This is a genomic window from Micromonospora sp. WMMA1363 (genome assembly GCF_030345795.1).
Taxonomy (GTDB): domain Bacteria; phylum Actinomycetota; class Actinomycetes; order Mycobacteriales; family Micromonosporaceae; genus Micromonospora.
In genome coordinates this window covers 2,102,243-2,120,345 of sequence record NZ_JAUALB010000001.1, presented here as the reverse complement: position 1 = coordinate 2,120,345, position 18,103 = coordinate 2,102,243, and the positions used below count along the sequence as shown (strand labels likewise).

The 18,103-nt window shown below is 72.5% G+C and carries 15 protein-coding genes and 1 pseudogene; 10 read left to right on the top strand and 6 right to left on the bottom strand.

What is annotated here, in order from left to right; translation table 11 throughout:
- Together asnB and QTQ03_RS09645 are read left to right on the top strand one after the other, a co-directional pair.
- Entirely contained in the window at positions 1–1,962 is a 1,962-nt protein-coding gene (gene asnB / locus QTQ03_RS09650) for an asparagine synthase (glutamine-hydrolyzing) (RefSeq protein WP_289277686.1), read from the top strand.
- A 319-nt stretch (positions 1,963–2,281) separates the two neighbouring features.
- On the top strand, positions 2,282–3,217 hold the full coding sequence (locus tag QTQ03_RS09645; RefSeq protein ID WP_289277685.1) for a PfkB family carbohydrate kinase: 936 nt from the start codon (positions 2,282–2,284) through the stop codon (positions 3,215–3,217).
- A 78-nt stretch (positions 3,218–3,295) separates the two neighbouring features.
- Here the strand turns inward: QTQ03_RS09645 and QTQ03_RS09640 are convergent, their stop codons facing one another.
- The 6 genes from QTQ03_RS09640 to QTQ03_RS09615 form a co-directional block, all read right to left on the bottom strand.
- Positions 3,296–4,546, bottom strand: a complete 1,251-nt coding sequence (locus QTQ03_RS09640) for a multidrug effflux MFS transporter (RefSeq protein ID WP_289277684.1) — start codon at positions 4,544–4,546, stop codon at positions 3,296–3,298.
- Between the two features lie 187 nt (positions 4,547–4,733).
- A complete protein-coding gene (locus tag QTQ03_RS09635) occupies positions 4,734–5,576 on the bottom strand; it encodes an MBL fold metallo-hydrolase (protein ID WP_289277683.1) in 843 nt (280 codons plus the stop codon).
- Complete coding sequence (locus QTQ03_RS09630) at positions 5,573–5,968, bottom strand: thioesterase family protein (protein ID WP_289277682.1); 396 nt, start codon at positions 5,966–5,968, stop codon at positions 5,573–5,575. Before QTQ03_RS09630 ends, QTQ03_RS09635 begins: the two co-directional genes overlap by 4 nt.
- A 212-nt stretch (positions 5,969–6,180) precedes the next feature.
- The gene (locus QTQ03_RS09625; protein WP_502889725.1) at positions 6,181–7,821 is read right to left on the bottom strand and encodes a PH domain-containing protein; all 1,641 of its coding nucleotides are present in this window, start codon (positions 7,819–7,821) and stop codon (positions 6,181–6,183) included.
- Entirely contained in the window at positions 7,818–8,276 is a 459-nt protein-coding gene (locus QTQ03_RS09620; protein ID WP_289280751.1) for a PH domain-containing protein, read from the bottom strand. The genes QTQ03_RS09625 and QTQ03_RS09620 overlap by 4 nt, the downstream gene beginning before the upstream one ends.
- Positions 8,277–8,448: 172 nt before the next feature.
- Complete coding sequence (locus QTQ03_RS09615; RefSeq protein ID WP_289277680.1) at positions 8,449–8,673, bottom strand: hypothetical protein; 225 nt, start codon at positions 8,671–8,673, stop codon at positions 8,449–8,451.
- Between the two features lie 441 nt (positions 8,674–9,114).
- On the opposite strand from QTQ03_RS09615, the gene QTQ03_RS09610 reads away from it, so the two are divergent.
- From QTQ03_RS09610 to QTQ03_RS09575, 8 genes and pseudogenes are all read left to right on the top strand, one after another.
- A complete protein-coding gene (locus QTQ03_RS09610) occupies positions 9,115–10,236 on the top strand; it encodes an AAA family ATPase (protein ID WP_289277679.1) in 1,122 nt (373 codons plus the stop codon).
- Positions 10,215–11,216, top strand: a complete 1,002-nt coding sequence (locus tag QTQ03_RS09605) for a DUF58 domain-containing protein (RefSeq protein ID WP_289280750.1) — start codon at positions 10,215–10,217, stop codon at positions 11,214–11,216. The genes QTQ03_RS09610 and QTQ03_RS09605 overlap by 22 nt, the downstream gene beginning before the upstream one ends.
- Complete coding sequence (locus QTQ03_RS09600) at positions 11,213–12,163, top strand: VWA domain-containing protein (protein WP_289277678.1); 951 nt, start codon at positions 11,213–11,215, stop codon at positions 12,161–12,163. Before QTQ03_RS09605 ends, QTQ03_RS09600 begins: the two co-directional genes overlap by 4 nt.
- Before the next feature lie 634 nt (positions 12,164–12,797).
- The gene (locus tag QTQ03_RS09595; protein WP_289277677.1) at positions 12,798–14,201 is read left to right on the top strand and encodes an MFS transporter; all 1,404 of its coding nucleotides are present in this window, start codon (positions 12,798–12,800) and stop codon (positions 14,199–14,201) included.
- Between the two features lie 298 nt (positions 14,202–14,499).
- Positions 14,500–15,234, top strand: a complete 735-nt coding sequence (locus QTQ03_RS09590) for an HAD family hydrolase (RefSeq protein ID WP_353890582.1) — start codon at positions 14,500–14,502, stop codon at positions 15,232–15,234.
- Positions 15,235–15,492: 258 nt separating this feature from the next.
- Positions 15,493–16,197: a beta-ketoacyl-ACP reductase gene (gene fabG, locus QTQ03_RS09585; protein ID WP_289277676.1), complete on the top strand. Its 705-nt coding sequence runs from the start codon at positions 15,493–15,495 to the stop codon at positions 16,195–16,197.
- A gap of 23 nt (positions 16,198–16,220) precedes the next feature.
- Positions 16,221–16,988: an enoyl-ACP reductase FabI gene (gene fabI / locus QTQ03_RS09580; protein ID WP_289277675.1), complete on the top strand. Its 768-nt coding sequence runs from the start codon at positions 16,221–16,223 to the stop codon at positions 16,986–16,988.
- Positions 16,989–17,069: 81 nt separating this feature from the next.
- Positions 17,070–18,100 (top strand): annotated as a pseudogene (locus QTQ03_RS09575) (ferrochelatase).
- Positions 18,101–18,103: the final 3 nt, after the last annotated feature.

Sequence of the window (18,103 nt, the reverse complement as noted above, 5' to 3'; positions counted from 1 at the left end):
ATGTGCGGACTCCTGGCCTTCTTCAGTGCGCGCGGCGACGCCGCCGCCCACCGCGACCACATCGCCGGGGCGTTGGAATGCCTGCACCATCGCGGCCCGGACGAGACCGGGGTCGAGGTGGTCGGCGACGCGTCCGGCCGGTATGCGGACGGGGTGTTCGCCCACAAGCGGTTGGCGATCATCGATGTGGCCTCCAGCCACGAGCCGCTGCCCTACGCGAACGGGCGTTACCTGCTGACCTTCAACGGGGAGATCTACAACTACATCGAGCTGCGGGAGGAACTGGCCCGCGACTTCGGCGCGCAGTTCGCCACGGCGGGCGATGGCGAGGTGATCGTCGCCGGCTACCACTACTGGGGCGAGCAGGTGCTCACCCGGTTGCGCGGGATGTTCGCGTTCGTCATCTGGGACCGTCAGGAGCGGCGTGCGTTCGGCGGCCGCGACTACTTCGGCATCAAGCCGCTGCACTATCTGGAGACCGCCGACGGTCTCTACCTCGCTTCGGAGAAGAAGGCGCTGCTGCCCTTCGCGCAGTCGGCGTTCGCCGGCGACGCCGGCGTCGATCCGGCCAGCCTCAGCCACTATCTGACCCTGCAGTACGTCCCCGAGCCCGGCACCCTGCACAGGGGGATCGGTCGGATCGGCTCCGGCGAGTACCTCACCTGGACACCGGGCGGGCGTATCGACGTCCGCCGGTGGTTCCGGCCGGTGTTCCGGCCCGCCCCGGTCTCCGACGAGCAGAAGCTCTACCACGAGATCCGGGAGACGCTGCGGGAGAGCGTCCGGATGCACATGCGCTCGGACGTGCCGGTCGGCTCCTTCCTGTCCAGCGGCATCGACTCGACCGCTGTGGTCGCGCTGGCCCGGGAGTTCAACCCGAACATCCTGACCTTCACGGTCGGCTACGACGTCCCCGGGTACTCGGAGATCGACGTCGCCCAGGAGTCGGCCCGCCACCTCGACGTGACCACGATCCCGACGAAGATCGGGCCGCAGGACATGATCGAGGCGCTGCCGAAGATCGTCTGGCACCTGGACGACCCGGTCGCCGACCCGGCGCTGGTGCCGCTGTACTTCGTGGCGAAGAAGGCCGCCGAACACGTCACCGTGGTGCTCTCCGGTGAGGGCGCCGACGAGTTCTTCGGCGGGTACACCATCTACCGCGAGCCGTTGTCGCTGAGCGCGGTCAACAACCTGCCCGGCGGGATGCAGAAGGGCCTGCGGGCGGTGTCGAAGGCCATCCCCCAGGGGGTCAAGGGCAAGAGCTTCCTGGAGCGCGGCACCACCCCGATCGAGGAGCGGTACTACGGCAACGCGCGGATGTTCACCGAGGAGGAGAAGCAGCAGCTGCTGCGCCGGTACGACCCTTCGGTCCGCTACACCGACGTCACCGCCCCGATCTACGCCGAGTGCACCGAGCTCGACGACGTCACCCGGATGCAGTACGTCGATCTGTACACGTGGCTGCGCGGCGACATCCTGGTCAAGGCCGACCGGATCTCGATGGCGCACTCGCTGGAGGTGCGGGTGCCCTTCCTCGACCGCGAGGTCTTCGACGTGGCGGCGAAGGTTCCGGTGGACCTGAAGCTACCGCCGCGTTCCGACGCCACCAAGTACGCGATGCGTCAGGCGTTGCAGGGGGTCGTGCCGCCGGCCATCGTCAATCGCAGAAAGCTGGGTTTCCCGACGCCGACCCGGGTCTGGCTGCGTGGCGAGATGTACGAGTGGGCTCGGCACGTGTTGGCCACCTCCGGCGCGGGTGACCTGCTCGACCTGTCGTACGCGCTACGACTGCTCGAGGAGCACAAGAGGGAGGAGGCCGACCACTCGCGCAAGGTGTGGACGGTGCTGATCTTCTGCATCTGGCACGCGATCTTCGTCGCCAAGACCCTCGATCCGGGCATCCAGCGCAACCAGTCCGCCCTGCTCACCAAGCCCGTCGTCGGTAGCATGGTCCGCTGAGAGCGGTCGGGAAGGCCCTGTCGACGCGGTTGGTGCGTGGCACAGGGCCTTTCTTGACGCCACGTCCTCCGCCTTGACGCCACGTCCTCCGCGCGGTCAGCGGTCGGCGTCCGGCCGACCGTCGCCGGCGGTGCCCGCGCGGTTGACCCGGAGGCCGCCACCAAGTAGATCCGGGAGGCCGGTGCGCTGCGGCGAGCGGTCACGACGGTCGTCGTCGCGGGCGTACGCGGCGGATGTGGGGGCCGCGGGCGTTCCCAGGGGGCCCTTCCCTCCAAACGGTTACGGTGGGCGTGCGGAGGGTCGGCGGAAGGGGACCGGGATGGGATACGCCGTCGTGCTCGGCGAGGCGCTGGTCGACCTTCTTGACGCCGAATGCGCGGGTGAGCCGGTCTACCGGCAGACCATCGGCGGTGGCCCGCTGAACGTGGCGGTCGGCGTGGCCCGGCTCGGCGGCGAGGTGCAGTTCGTCGGCTCGCTGGGCGACGACGCGTTGGCCAACCGGATCAGGGATTTCCTCACCCGGGTCGGTGTCGGCTTGGCGGGCGCGGTCACCGTGTCGGCGCCGACCGCGCTCGCGGTGTCGACCCACACCGCTCCCGAGCCGGACTTCCGCTGCTACGGCGAGCCGCGTTCGTACGCGCTGCTCGCCGCCGACGAGCTGGACGCCGACCTGATCGCCGGCGCGGACGTCCTCTACTGCGGCTCGCTCCTCCTGCTGCACCCGGCGACGCTGGCCGCTGTCCGCCGGGCCTGGTCGGCCAGTACCGGGCTGCGGGTGTTCGATCACGACGTACCGCCTCGGATGCTGGGCGGGGCACCGGCGCCGAACTCGCTGCGGGCGGTGGTGGCCGAGTTCGCCGCCGGCGCCCATCTGGTCAAGCTCAGCGGTGTCAACGCCGGTCAGCTGTACCGGGGCGAGCCGATCGAGGGGGTCGCCGCGCATCTACGCGAGCTCGGCGCCGGGGCCGTCGTGATCACCCTCGGTGCCGACGGCGCGGTGGTCGCTGTCGCCGGCGGCGATCCGGTACGCGTGCCGGCACCGAAGGTCGACGCGGTGGACGCCACCGGGGCCGGTGACGCGGTGACGGCGGCGCTCGTCGCGGATCTGCTCACCGACGGCGAGCCGGTGGAGCCCGCCGGGTGGCACGAGCGGGTGGCGTTCGCGTTGCGGGTCGCCGGTCTGGTGTGCGAGTCGCCGGGGAGCGCCACGGCGATGCCGACCCGGGCGGAGGTGGTCCGTCGCTTCGCCGGCTGAGCCACGCCGCCGTTGCCCGGAGGCGTGGCACCCCGGGCGGATGCCTGCCCGGCCGGGGTGCGCGCCGGCGGCGATCCCTCAGTGCGTGCCGACGGTGGTGCGTCCCGGCCTGGCCAGAGTGAGCACGGCGGTGAGCGAGAGCGCTGCCGACGCGGCCAGCACGGTGGCCATCGGCACGGCGCTGCCCTCGCCACCCAGCCCGACCAGGGGTGCGGCGAGTGATCCGACCATCGCTTGCAGCGCACCCATCAACGCGGCGGCGGTGCCGGCGTGGCTCGGGTGCCGGTCCAGGGCGAGGGCGGTGCCGTTCGGCATCACCATGCCGAGCGAGCCGACGAAGACGGCGAGCGCGGCCGCGACGACCGCCGGGCCGCCGGCCAGCGCCCCGGTCAGCACCCCCGCCGCGGCGGCCGTGCTCACCACCAGCGTGCCGACCAGCAGGGTGCGTGGTCCGAACCGGTCCAGCAGCCGCGCGTTGAGTTGCCCGACCGCCACGAATGCCAGCGCGTTGACGCCGAACAGCAGGCTGAACGTGCCCGCCGAGACGCCGAACACGTCCTGGAACACGAACGACGAGCCGGAGATGTACGCGAACAGCCCGGCGAACGCGAGCCCCTGGGTGAGTGTGTAACCGAGGTAGACCTGGTCGGCGACGAGCGGGCGCATCGCCCGAACGATCCCACCGAGTCCGCCCGAATTGCGCCGGTGGGTGGGCAGCGTCTCGGGTAGGCGCGCCGCAACCGCGACGGTCAGCAGCGCGGCGAACGCGGCCAGGGTGACGAACACCACTCGCCAGGACCCGACCCGCAGCACCAGGCTGCCGAGGCCGGGCGCGGCGATCGGGGCGAGGCCGAAGACCAGGGTGAGACGGGAGAAGTACTTGGCCGCCGCGCGGCCCGCGTACAGGTCCCGGACGATCGCCCGGGCCACCACGGCGGCCATGCCGCCGGCGAAGCCCTGCGCGAAGCGGGCCACGGCCAGCGCGGGGGCATTCGGCGCCGCGGCGCTGACCAGCGCCAGCAGGGCGTACGCCAGCAGGCCCACCAGCACCGGACGGCGCCGGCCCCACCGGTCGCTGAGCGGGCCGGTGACGAACTGTCCGAGGGCCAGCCCGACCAGGCAGGTGGTCAGGGAGAGTTGGATCTGCGCCGGATTGGCGCCGAGGTCGTTGGTCATGGCCGGGAACGCGGGCAGGTACATGTCCAGCGACAGCGGCCCGATCGCGGTCAGCGACCCGAGCAGGAGCAGCAGCCCGAGGCCGCCGCGGGCGCCCTCCGGCAGGTCCGTCGGCGTTGCCCCGGGCGCGGTCGGCGAAGCGGTGTGCACCACGAGGTCCCCCAGGTCCGGCTGACTGTCCGGGTGACCTTAACGCTGTACCCGGCGAGAGTCTTGCGGCGGTGAGGTGGGCGACACGGTGCCGACCGAGGATGCGACGGTGTGTTCGGTTCGGCCGTGGCGTGGTCACCCGCTGCCCGCGGCAGCACCCGAACGGGGTTGCGCCGGGGCGGCTCGCGTGTCAGTGGGTGCCGTCCAGTTCGGCGTAGCCGCGGCGGGCCGCGGTCAGGGCGGGGCGGGCGCCGAAAGGGGCTTCCGCCGCCACCCGCTCCGGTGGTGCACCGCCGGTGTGGCCGGCGCGGATGAGCCACGCGAGGTCGGCGAGCTGGGCATGCTGGGCGCGGACGAAGTCGGCGTCGACCAGCTCACCGTGGCCGGGCACGACCACCGTCGACGGGGTGGTCATCCGTAGCAGCTCGGCGACCGCCTCCGGCCACTGCAACGGGTACGACTCCTCGAACGCCGGCGACCCGCCTTGCTCGACGAGGTCACCGGCGACGAGCACGTCGGCGTCGGGTATCCGTACCACCAGATCCCCGGCGGTGTGCCCACGACCCGGATGGCGCAACACCACCTGCCGGCCGCCCACGTCGAGCGTGGTGCTGGTGTGCACGGTGTGCGTCGGCGCCAGCAGCTCGGTGCGGGCCAGCTCGTCCGCCAGCGTCGGCTGATCGTCGCGCATCTCGGCGTGCGCTTGCCGGCGCAGCCGGTCCGGATCGCGCAGGGCGGCGGAGGCGTGCTCGTGGGCGTACACCGGCCGGGGCGGGTCGCCGGCGAGCGTGGCGTTGCCGAAGCAGTGGTCGAAGTGGTGGTGGGTGTTCACCACCGTCCACGCGTGGGCGGTGACCGCCCGGGCGGCCTCAGCCAGCTCCGCGGCCTGGCGGGCCGTGGAAAGGGTGTCGACCAGCAGCGCCTCGCCGTCGCCGACGACCAGGGTGACGTTGACCCGCAGCAGCGGCTCGCGCAGGACGTGTACCCGGTCGGCGACCTCGACGAAGCGGCCGGTGCCGAAGCCGCCGGTCATGACGACCGCGTGGCGCGCTCCACGAAGCGCTGCCGGTCGACCACCAGTCGCTCCACCCGTCCGTCGGCGACCGTCGTGTCGCCGTCGGTGACCGACACCTCGAACAGCAGCCGCCGCCCGTCGACCTTGACGAGGTTGGCCCGCGCCACGACGGTGCGCCCGACCGGGGTGGCGGCCCGGTGGGCCAGCTCGACGTGTACGCCGACAGTCGTCGTGTCGATCGGCGTCCGGGTGGCGGTCGCCGCGACCGTCGCCGCCTCGACCAGCGCGAGGACCCGCGGCGTGCCGAGCACCGGCACGTCCCCGGAGCCGACTGCCTGGGCGGTGTCGGCTTCGGTGACGGTCAGCTCGACCCGGGCGGCCAACCCCGCGGTGAAGGGCTGCTCCTGCATGGCCACAGCCTAAGCGCTCCGCCATCCCCGGGCCACGCCTGCGCCGAACCGCCGACTCTCCATCGGCCTGCCACCGTTATCAGCCCGGGGTGCGCTGGTGGGACGCGGAACGGGCCGTGGGAGGAGGTAACGCAGGTATCCGGCCAGCGAACCGGTGCGCCGCCCGGAAGGATTGTGATCGCCGAAACCTACCGCCCGCTGACCGCGGGTGGTCAGCTGGCGCGGCGCGCGGCGTGCGCGCGGGATGTCAGCTCGGCCGCCAGGCCCCACGCCTCGGCCAGGTCCCGGTCGCTCGCCGCGGCACCGGCGCCGCCGGCCGTGTCGGCGTGCACCGTTGCCAGCCGCAGCCACCGCTGGACTGGCCCCTGCACCACCCGCACGCTCTGGATGCGGGCGTACGGCACCACGGCCACCTGCCGGGTGAGCAGGCCGGAGCGGACGGTGAAGACCTTCTCGTGCAGCCCCGCGCCGAGCACCCGCCGGCTGAGCGGATTCAGCCAGCGTGCGCGTGTCGGCGGTGCGGTCAGCGGCAGCTCACCGAGGTGCACCCCGGGCAGCACCTCGGTGAGGATCGCCTCGGCCGTTTGCAGGTCGCCGACCGGGAGCAGCCGGTCGGGACGGTTGCGCTCGTCGACCTCGCCGGCGGAGTAGCCGGCGACCTCCAGCCGCAGCCGCAGCCACCCCTTGACCCGCCACAGCAGCGGCCAGGTCACCCCGACCGTCTGCACCCGGTGCAGCGGCACGGTCTGCGCGCGGGTCTCCAGCAGCCCGTTGCGGATGCGCAGCGTGTCGGCGTCGCGGGCCAACCGGAAGTCCCAGTCGTCGAGCACCCGGCGGATCGGTTGCAGCAGCACGCCGGCCATGGCGGTCAGCGTGCTCGCCATGGCGATGAACGACCAGGACCCGGTGGAGAGGAACTGCGTCGCCACGAACGCCACGCCGAACGGGATCAGGAACGCCTGCGGGGTGAGCAGTTGGCTGAGCAGCAGGTCTTTGTTGCGGACGGCGTGCAGCGGACGGCCGGGCGGGACGGCGGCGGCTCCGGCTGGCGCCGCGTCCGCCGCCGGGGCCGCCGGCGTGGCGGGGTCCGGCGGGGTACGCCCGGCCAGGGCGAGCAGCCGCTGCCGAAGGGCGATCGCGTCGGCCACGCCGAGGTACGCCAGCGGCGCCTCGGTCTTGCCGCCGCCGACCACCTCCAGCCGCAGCTCGGCGAGGCCGGTGAGCTGAGCGAGCAACGGCCGGACCACCTCGACGGCCTGGAGCCGTTCCAGCGGGATGGCCCTGGAGCGCCGCCACAGCAGCCCCTCGTACACCCGCAGCTCGCGGCCGACCACGTGGTAGCCGGTGTTGTACCAGCTGATCACCGCCAGCACGGTGGCGCCCAGGGCGAGTATCGCCGCCATCACCGCGAACCAGCCGAACCCCACCCGGGACAACGTCGACCAGGAGAGCCCGGCGATCACCACCACCAGTGACTTGGCGCCGTGCAGCGCCGGGGAGAGCGGATGCAGTCGCTGCCGGGGTTCCGCGCCGGGCGGGAGGTCGGAGCGCGGGGTCGGCGGGTAGGGCACGCCGGGTGGGTATTGCGGGGGGAACGCCGCACCGGGGTGGGGCGGGTTGGCCGGGTGTGGTGGTTGCGGGTGCCCGCCGGGCTGCGTGCCGTGCCCGCCCGGCTGCGTGCCGTGCCCGCCCGGCTGAGTGCCGTACCCGCCGGGCTGCGTGCCCGGCCCCGGGGCTGGGTACGGCGGGGGCGGGGAGAAGGGGGTCGCCCCGGCGGGCGGGTACGGGCCCGGGTGTGGCTGTGGGGCGGTCGGCCCGACCTCGTCCGGGTCCCGCCTGACCGGTTCGCTCACAGGCCCTCCGCCCGGTCCCGGCCGAGCGCGGTGAGTCGGTCGCGCAGTCGGGACGCCTCGGCGGGGCGCAGTCCCGGCACCCGGGCGTCGCTGGCCGCCGCGGCGGTGTGCAGCTGCACGGTGGCCAGACCGAAAGCGCGCTCCAACGGACCGGCGCTGACGTCGACGAACTGCATCCGCGAGTACGGGACGATCGACAGCCGGCGGACCAGCAGACCATGCCGGACCAGCAGGTCGTCCTCGCGTTCGGCGTACCCCCAGGCGTGCACGGCCCGCACGATGGTGATCGTGCGCAGCACGCCCACCAGGGCCACCCCGGCGAGTGCCACCCCGAACAGTCCGCTGCCGCTGACCGCCCAGCCGACGGCGAGCCCGAGCACGACGACGAGCAGGAAGGCGGCCAACCGCAGCAGCTCGACCCAGATCAGGTCCGACGAGACGGGCTGCCACCGGATGGCCTCCGGCCACGGGTCGAGCGGCCCGGTCGGCGGTGGTCCGACCGGCGGCGGACCGACCGGCGGCGGACCGACCGGCGGCGGACCGACCGGCGGCGGACCGACCGGCGGCGGCGCGGGCGGCGGTCCGGCGAGGTCGTCACCACTCACCACGGGAATCCCTTGTGCTCGCTCACGACTCGAGGGTAGGCGATCCGGCGACCGGTACGACCTCCCGCAGGAAGCCACGTACGTCGAGGAAGTCGCCGAGTGAGGGGCGGTGCTCGCCGCAGGCCAGCCAGGTCTTGCGTCGGTCGGTCTCGTGCCGGCGGGGATTGTTCCACCGCAGTGCCCACTCCGCGGGAGCACGGCAGCCACGGGCCGAGCAGGTCAGGGCGTCGATTGCGGGGTCGTCCATCCCGGCCATTCTAGGGCGAGGGGGAGAAGTGAAGAGCGCCGGGCGGCCACGGGGGGAGCCGCCCGGCGACGGGGTGAATCGTACACGTACCGGTCGGGTTCTTCCAGCCCCGTGATCGGCGATTCCCGGTGCGGGACGCCGTGGCAAGAATCGGGTTCTCGCTACCTCGGTGCGCGGCCGGGCATGTCAGTCTTGTAACGCACCACGCCCGACAACCGACTACGCCCGACAACCGACTACGCCCGACAACCGACTACGCCCGACAACCGACTACGCCCGACAACCGACTACGCCCGACAACCGACTACGCCCGACAACCGACTACGCCCGACAACCGACTACGCCCGACAACCGACTACGCCCGACAACCGACTACGCCCGACAACCGACTACGCCCGACAACCGACTACGCCCGACAACCGATCATGCTGTGGAGGACCGGTGGCCCAGCCGACCACGCCCGACGGCGCGACCCCTGACGGGTCGAGCCCGGAGAGACCCGCTCCGGCGACCACGCCGGCCGAGGACGCCACGCTGTTGGAGCGGGCGCTGTTCGAGATCAAGCGGGTGATCGTCGGGCAGGACCGGATGGTGGAGCGGCTGGTGGTCGCGCTACTCGCCCGGGGCCACTGCCTGCTGGAGGGCGTCCCGGGGGTGGCGAAGACGCTCGCCGTGGAGACGCTGGCCAAGGTTGTCGGCGGCTCGTTCGCGCGGGTGCAGTTCACCCCCGACCTGGTGCCGGCCGACATCATGGGCACCCGGATCTATCGGCAGTCGAGCGAGAAGTTCGACGTCGAGCTGGGGCCGGTGTTCGTCAACTTCCTGCTCGCCGACGAGATCAACCGGGCGCCGGCCAAGGTGCAGTCGGCGCTGCTGGAGGTGATGAGTGAGCGGCAGGTGTCGATCGGTGGGGAAACCCACCGGGTGCCGGACCCGTTCCTGGTGATGGCCACCCAGAACCCGATCGAACAGGAGGGTGTCTACCCGTTGCCGGAGGCGCAGCGGGACCGCTTTCTCATGAAGATCATTGTTGGGTATCCGACCGACATCGAGGAGCGGGAGATCGTCTACCGGATGGGCGTGGCGCCGCCGGAGCCCATGCCGGTGTTCACCACCAGCGACCTGACCGCCCTGCAGCGCAAGGCCGACCAGGTGTTCGTGCACAACGCCCTGGTCGACTACGCGGTCCGGCTGGTGCTGGCTACCCGGAGCCCGGCCGAGCACGGCATGCCGGACGTCGCCCAGCTCATCCAGTACGGCGCCAGCCCCCGCGCGTCACTCGGCCTGGTCCGGGCCACGCGGGCCCTGGCGCTGCTGCGCGGGCGGGACTACGCGCTGCCGCAGGACGTGCAGGACATCGCGCCCGACATCCTGCGGCACCGGTTGGTGCTCAGCTACGACGCGCTCGCCGACGACGTTCCGCCCGACCACGTTGTGTACCGGGTGATGTCGACGATCCCGCTGCCGTCGGTCACGCCCCGGCAGCAGGCCATCCCCTCACCGGCCGCCGCGCCACCGGCCGCCGCGCCACCGGGCACCGGCTGGCCCGGGCAGCGGCCGTGACCCCACCCACCCGTCGGCCCCCCGACGCCGCCCCCCGCGACCGCACCGAAGCCGTCCTGTCCCGCCTGCAACTGCTCGTCACCCGCAAGCTCGACGGTCTGCTTCAGGGCGACTACGTCGGCCTGCTGCCCGGTCCCGGTAGCGAGGCCGGAGAGTCTCGCGAGTACCGGCCCGGCGACGACGTACGCCGGATGGACTGGCCGGTGACGGCTCGGACGACCCTGCCGCACGTTCGGCGTACGGTAGCCGACCGGGAGCTGGAGACGTGGCTCGCGGTGGACCTCTCGGCGAGCCTGGACTTCGGCACCGGCGGCTGGTTGAAGCGGGACCTGGTGGTGGCGACTGCCGCGGCGCTGACCCACCTGACCGTGCGCGGCGGCAACCGGATCGGCGCGGTGATCGGCACCGGTGGCGAGCCCGGTGGGAGTGGCTGGCGGCGCCGGCCACCGGCTTCCGGGCCGGGCGCGTTCACCCGGCTACCCGCTCGCTCGGGACGCAAGGAGGCGCAGGGTCTGGTGCGGGCGATCGCCGGCACCGAGATCCGCCCCGGTCGCAGTGACCTCGGTGTTCTCGTGGACATGCTGAACCGCCCGCCCCGCCGGCGGGGTTTGGCGGTGGTCGTCTCCGACTTCCTGGCGCCGCCGGCGCAGTGGGCGCGCCCGCTGCGGAAGCTGCGGGTACGGCACGACGTGCTGGCCGTGGAGGTGGTCGACCCGCGCGAGCTGGAGCTGCCCGACGTCGGCGTCCTGCCGGTGGTCGACCCGGAGACCGGCGAGCTGCACGAGGTGCAGACCGCCGACCCGCGGCTACGGCACCGGTACGCCGAGGCGGCGGCCGAGCAGCGGGCCGGCATCGCCACCGCGCTGCGCGCCGCCGGTGCCGCCCAGCTACGACTGCGCACCGACCGAGACTGGCTGCTGGACATGGTGCGTTTCGTCGCCGCGCAGCGGCACGCCCGCACCCGGGGGACGACACGATGATCCGTTTTCTGCAACCGTGGTGGCTGCTGGCCGTGCTGCCGGTGTTCGCCCTGGCCGCGCTCTACGTGTGGCGTCAGCTGCACCGCCGCGCGTACGCGATGCGCTTCACCAACGTGGACCTGCTGCGGACGCTCGCGCCGAAGGGCCTGGGTTGGCGCCGGCACGTGTCGGCGACCGCGTTCCTGCTCTGCCTGCTGGTGCTGGCGACCGCGCTGGCCCGGCCGGCGGTCGACACCCGGGAGCCGCTGGAACGGGCCACGGTCATGCTGGCCGTCGACGTGTCGCTGTCCATGCAGGCCGACGACGTGCCGCCGAACCGGCTGGAGGCGGCCCAGGAGGCGGCGAAGCAGTTCGTCGACGAGCTGCCGGAGAGCTACAACCTCGGCCTGGTCTCGTTCGCCAAGGCGGCCAACGTGCTGGTCTCCCCGACGAAGGACCGGCCGGCCGTGGTCGCCGCCATCGACGGGCTGACACTGGCCGAGTCCACGGCGACCGGAGAGGCGGTCTTCACCTGCCTGGAGGCGATCCGTTCGGTGCCGGCCGACGGAGCCCAGGGAATCCCGCCGGCGCGGATCGTGCTGCTCTCCGACGGCTACCGCACCTCCGGCAGGTCGGTCGAGGAGGCGGCCGCGGCGGCGCAGGCGGCCAACGTGCCGGTTTCCACCATCGCGTTCGGCACCGACGGTGGCCGGGTCGACATCGGCGGCCAGTTGCAGCGGGTGCCGGTGGACCGGCTGGCGTTGGCGGAGCTGGCGGAGACGACCGAGGGGTTCTACTACGAGGCGGCCTCGGTGACCGAGCTGAAGCAGGTCTACCAGGACATGGGCTCCTCGATCGGGTTTCGGACCGAACCCCGCGAGATCATCCAGTGGTACGCGGGAGTGGCCCTGCTGCTCGCGCTCTGCGCCGGGGCGGCCAGTTTGCTGTGGTCGTCCCGGATCCTCTGACGGATCCGCTGACCTGGTCACGCCGCGACCAGGTCAGTGACCGCCGTTGGCCAGGACGAACAGGACGGCCACCCAGACGGCGGCCAGGGTGAAGCCCAACGGGGCGACGTAACGGCTCATGGGATTGGCTCCGGTGGCGACTGGGCGCGGTGGACAGCCCGCGGGGATGGGTCAGAACGCGCACACGAAGTCGTGACCGGGCGGCTCCGGCCGCACCCCACTGGTCGACGCGGCCGGAAGCCGGGTTGGGTGGTGCGGGGGAGCGGGGGCTGGTCAGCCGGGCTGGCGGGTCAGGGCTCAGCGGGACTGACGGTCGGCCCGGCCACGACTGGGAGGATCGCTATCTCGCACAGCGATCACCTCCTGCGTTCGGCGGGCCTGGGCGGCGAGCCGGACACCGGCTCGCAAACGCGAGTCATCATACATCCGCCGACACGGGCGGACGCACCCCGCCCCCGTGGCCGACGCGGCGTGGCTGGCGGCCTGGTACGGCCGCGCGGAGCAGTGCCACCGTCGGCGGGGCCAGCCGGCGTCCGCCGGGTGCCGGGACGCGGAGCGGGCTGCCGCGCACCGCGTTGCGGGAGCGGATCGACGCCGCGCGGACCAGGGAGAAAACCGGGCGGAAACGTGATGAATGGTAATATCTGGCGTGTCGTTTCGCCCACGCCACCACAGGCGCCCCGATCGTGGCGGCACCGAGGCCGGTGGGACCGCCCCGCCTCGCCGCAATCTGACGCTGATCGCCGCGTCGTTGTGCATCTTCGTCGTCCAGCTCGACTTCTACGCGCTGAACCTCGCACTGCCCGCGATGGCCGCGGAACTGGGCACGTCCACCACGGACCTGCAGTGGGTCGTCAGTGGCTACATCCTCGCGCAGGCGGCGTTCCTCGTTCCCGGCGGGAAGCTCGGCGACATCCTCGGCCGCAAGCGCGTACTCCTCGCCGGATTGGTGGTCTTCGGCGTGGCCTCGCTCGGAGCGGGCCTGGCCCCCACCGCGCCGGTCGTGATCGCCTTCCGGATCGTGCAGGGTGGCGGCGCCGGCATCGTGTACCCGCTCGCCTTCGCCGTCATCACCGACGTGTTCCCGGGGCGGCAGGCGAAACGAGCGATCGGCAACGCCTACGGCATCGGAGCGGTGTCACTGGCACTGGGGCCCCTGCTCGGTGGCGGCGTCACCGAGCTGATCGGCTGGCGGAGCGTGCTTCTGGTGAACCTCCCGCTGAGCGTCGTCGCCCTCGCGGCCGTCGCCGGATGGCTGCGGGAGTCGCGCGACCCCACCGTGCCGCGGTCGATCGACCTGCCCGGTCTTGTCGCGGTGGTGCTCGCGATAGCGGCGGTAACCATCGCCGTCGACCGCGTGCGTGCCTGGCCGCCGGCGGCGCCACCAGCCCTCGCCGTCGGCGGTCTCCTGCTGCTGGCCGTGTTCGTCCTGCGCGAGCAGAGAACAACGAACCCATTGGTCAGGCTCGACCTGTTCCACGACAGGCGGTACGTGATCGTGACCCTGATGGGAATGATCGCCAACATCGCCTTCGTCGTCGCGGTGTTCGCGACGACCATCCACCTGCAGCAGGTGAGGGACTACTCGCCGTTCGTCGCGGGCGTGGCCGTGCTCGCCGCGTCCATCAGCGGCGGAGTTTCGGGCCCGCTCGCGGGCCGCCTCAGCGAGCGTCTCGGCGTTCCTCTTCTGATCGCCACGGCCACGATGGTTGGGGCGTGCGGTCTGCTCGTGGTTTCCTTCGGTGGCGACCTCGGTCCGTATCTGCTCGGCCTGGCGGTGACCGGGCTCGGCTACCGCACCGGGTTCACCCTGACCAACCTGGGCACCCAGGCCATGGTGCCGGCCGAGCGGGCAGGTGAGGCCTCCGGTGTCACCCTCGCGGTCCTGCTCACGGGCTCCGGCATCGCCGTCGCGGCCGCCGGCACGCTGATCGAGCAATCGGACCTGGCGGTGGCGGTCACGCGTGTCCTGCTGGGAACGGCGGCCGGTAGCGCCGTGGCTGTGGCGCTACTGGCCGGGGCGTCCCGACGGGCCTGACCCGACCTGACCTCGGCGGAACCCGGTGTCCGTGGTCGTACCGAACAGGCAGCAGCTGCCGTCATCGGCCTGTCCCGTGGAGGGACTGATGCTACAAAGGTCCACGTGACACACCGGGGCAACCGCGCCCGACGGGTCGGGCACGCCGGCAGCGGATCGGCGCACCGCGTTGCGTCGGCCCGCCCTCCGCGTCCCGGCGCCCTCGGCCTCGACCACAGTCTCCGTCCCGACCGGACGGCGCGGGCGCGTGGCACGGCGACCGTCCCGACGTCGCTGACGGTGCAGGCCCGGCCGCGTCATGGCTGACCGTTTCGCGTCGCGCCCGCTGCTGGTGCTCTGGGACATCGATGGCACCCTGATCGACAACGGTGGGGTGAGCAAGGAGGCGTACGCGTTGACGTTCACCCGGCTGACCGGGAGGCCGCTGCAACGCCCGGTCACAACGGACGGGAAGACCGACCCCGCGGTCCTGAGATCGATGCTGCGACAGCACGGCATCGAAGCCACGCCCGCGCTTTTGGACCGGGCGGTACAGACGATGGCGGCGGTGTTCGAGTCGCTCGTGCCGCGGTTGCGTGAACGCGGACACACCGAGCCGGGGGCGCCGGCGGCGATCGCGGCGCTGGGCCGGCAGGGCAACGTGGTCCAGTCGGTGCTGACCGGCAACACCGTGCACAACGCCCGGGTCAAGACCTCCGTCTTCGGCCTGGACGGCGGTCTCGACTACGAGGTGGGCGCGTACGGCTCGGATTCCGAGGTACGTACCGATCTGGTGCGGGTCGCGCGGACGAAGGCCGCCGCGAAGTACGGCATCAGGTTCGAACCGGATACCACGGTGCTGATCGGAGACACCCCGCGGGACATCGAAGCCGGCCTGGGCGGTGGCGCCTACGTGGTGGGCGTGGCCACGGGCGAGTACGACGTGGAGTCGCTGACCGCCAAGGGGGCCAACGTGGTGCTTCCCAACCTCCGGGATGCCGATGCCGTCGTCCGCGCGGTGCTCGGTGCGCGGCGCGATCAACCTGACGCCTGACCGACCAGCGTGCGCAGGCGGCCCACCTACGCCGGGCCGACCAGCGTGCCGTCGGTGGGCCTGAGCCCCCACAAGACCCCTGGCGATCGTTCGCGGCGCCCAGGAAGCAGGCGGCTGACGCCGAGCGCCAGGGCCCGTTCCCGCCATGGACGGACCGGATCTCGTCCCCTGGAATGACATGCCGGGCGTTAGCGCTTACCCGCCGGTAACCCCTAGGCTCCGACGCGACCGAAGAGATCGGCTGAGCAAGGGGGAACCGTGGCCCGTACCGTGCTGGTGACCGGTGGCAACCGGGGGATCGGCCTGGCGATCGCGCAGGCCTTCGCCAAGCAGGGCGACCGGGTGGCGGTGACCCACCGCAGCGGCGACGCGCCCGAGGGGCTGTTCGGTGTCCGTTGCGACGTCACCGACGCCGACTCGGTGGATGCCGCGTTCACCACGGTCGAGGCCGAGCTGGGCGCGGTGGAGGTGCTGGTCTCCAACGCCGGCATCACCGACGACACGTTGCTGACGCGGATGTCGGAGGAGCAGTTCAGCCGCGTCGTGGACACCAACCTCGCCGGTGCGTTCCGCTGTGCCAAGCGCGCCTCCCGGCGGATGCTGCGCGCCAAGTGGGGACGCATGGTCTTCATCTCGTCGGTGGTCGGCCTGTACGGCGGACCGGGCCAGGTCAACTACGCGGCCAGCAAGGCGGGCCTGGTCGGTGTCGCCCGCTCGATCACCCGGGAACTGGGCAGCCGCAACATCACCGCGAACGTCGTCGCCCCCGGCTTCATCGACACCGACATGACCGCCGCGCTGCCCGAGGAGCGCCGCACCGAGTACCGCAAGGCCATCCCGGCGGGCCGATTCGCGAGCCCCGACGAGGTCGCCGGCGTGGTCACCTGGCTGGCCGGGGACACGGCGGCCTACATCAGCGGTGCGATCATCCCGGTCGACGGCGGCCTGGGCATGGGGCACTGAGAGAGCACGGAGGAAACACCGACATGTCAGGACTGCTGGCCGGCAAGCGGCTGCTGGTGACCGGGGTGATCACCGAGGCGTCGATCGCCTTCTCGGTGGCGCGGCTCGCCCAGGAGAACGGCGCGCAGGTCGTGCTCACCGGCTACGGCCGACTCTCCCTGGTCGAGCGCATCGCCAAGCGGCTGCCCGAGCCGGCGCCGGTGATCGAGCTGGACGCGACCAACACCGAACACCTCGCCGGCCTCGCCGACCGGGTCCGCGAGCACGTCGACGGCCTCGACGGCGTGGTCCACTCGATCGGGTTCGCCCCGCCGAGCTGCCTCGGCGGTGGCTTCCTCGACGCACCCTGGGAGGACGTGGCGACCGCGGTGCACGTCTCCACCTACTCGTACAAGTCCCTCGCGATGGCGGCGCTGCCGCTGATGTCCGCGGGCGGCGCCGTGGTCGGCCTCACGTTCGACGCCACCAAAGCCTGGCCGGTCTACGACTGGATGGGTGTCGCCAAGGCGGGTCTGGAGTCCGCCAGCCGGTACCTCGCGCTGCACCTCGGGCCGAAGGGCATCCGCAGCAATCTGGTCGCGGCCGGTCCGTTGCGCACCATCGCCGCCAAGTCGATTCCCGGCTTCGAGCAGTTCGAGGACGCCTGGTCGGAGCGGGCGCCGCTGGGCTGGAACCTGACCGACTCCGAGCCGGCCGCCCGGGCCTGCCTGGCCCTGCTGTCGGACTGGTTCCCGGCCACCACGGGCGAGATCGTCCACGTCGACGGCGGCTACCACGCCATCGGCGCCTGAGCACGGGGCAGGCCTCTTCCTGACGTCCCCGGGATCGGGGCCGTCGCCGGCCGGACCGGGGTGGCGGGCAACAATAGGACCATGACGTACGACGCGGTGGTGCTGGTTTCCTTCGGCGGGCCGGAGCGGCCCGAGGACGTGATGCCGTTCCTGCAGAACGTGACCGGGGGCGGGGCGTGCCGCCGGAGCGGCTGACCGAGGTCGCCGAGCACTACCTGCGCTTCGGCGGGGTCTCGCCGATCAACCAGCAGTGCCGGGAGCTGCTCGCCGCGGTCCGGGAGGACTTCGCCGCCAACGGTGTCGACCTGCCGGTCTACTGGGGCAACCGGAACTGGGACCCGATGCTCGCCGACACCGTGGCGCGGATGCGCGACGACGGGGTCACCCGAGCGTTGGCGTTCGTGACCAGCGCGTACGGCGGTTACTCGTCCTGCCGGCAGTATCAGGAGGACATCGCCGCCGCCCGGGCCGCGGTCGGCCCGGACGCCCCGGTCATCGAGAAGCTGCGGCAGTTCTGGGACCACCCCGGGTTCGTCGAGCCGCACGCCGACGCGCTGCGGGCGGCGCTGGCCCACCTCGATCCGGCGAAGCGGGACGGCACCCGCGTCGTGTTCACCGCCCACTCGATCCCGACGTCGATGGCGGCCGGTGCCGGGCCGCACGGCGGCCGGTACACCGCCCAACTGGCCGAGACCGTCCGGCTGGTGCACGCGGCCGCCGCGCCGGACCTGCCGTACGACCTGGTCTGGCAGAGTCGGTCCGGTCCGCCGCAGGTGCCGTGGCTGGAGCCGGACGTCAACGACCACCTGGGCGCACTCGCCGAGCAGGGTGTCAGCAGCGTGGTGGTCAGCCCGATCGGCTTCGTCTCCGACCATCTCGAGGTGGTGTGGGACCTCGACACCGAGGCTCTCGAGACGGCCAAGCGGCTCGGCCTGGACTTCGTCCGTGCCGGCACGCCCGGCACCGACCCGCGTTTCGTGGCGATGGTCCGTGAACTGGTCCGGGAGCGCACCGAGCCGGAGGGCGCGACGTTGCGTCGCCGCCTCGGCGAGCTGCCGATGTGGGACACCTGCCCGACGGTCTGCTGCGTCCCGGTCGGCCGCCCCGCCTGACCG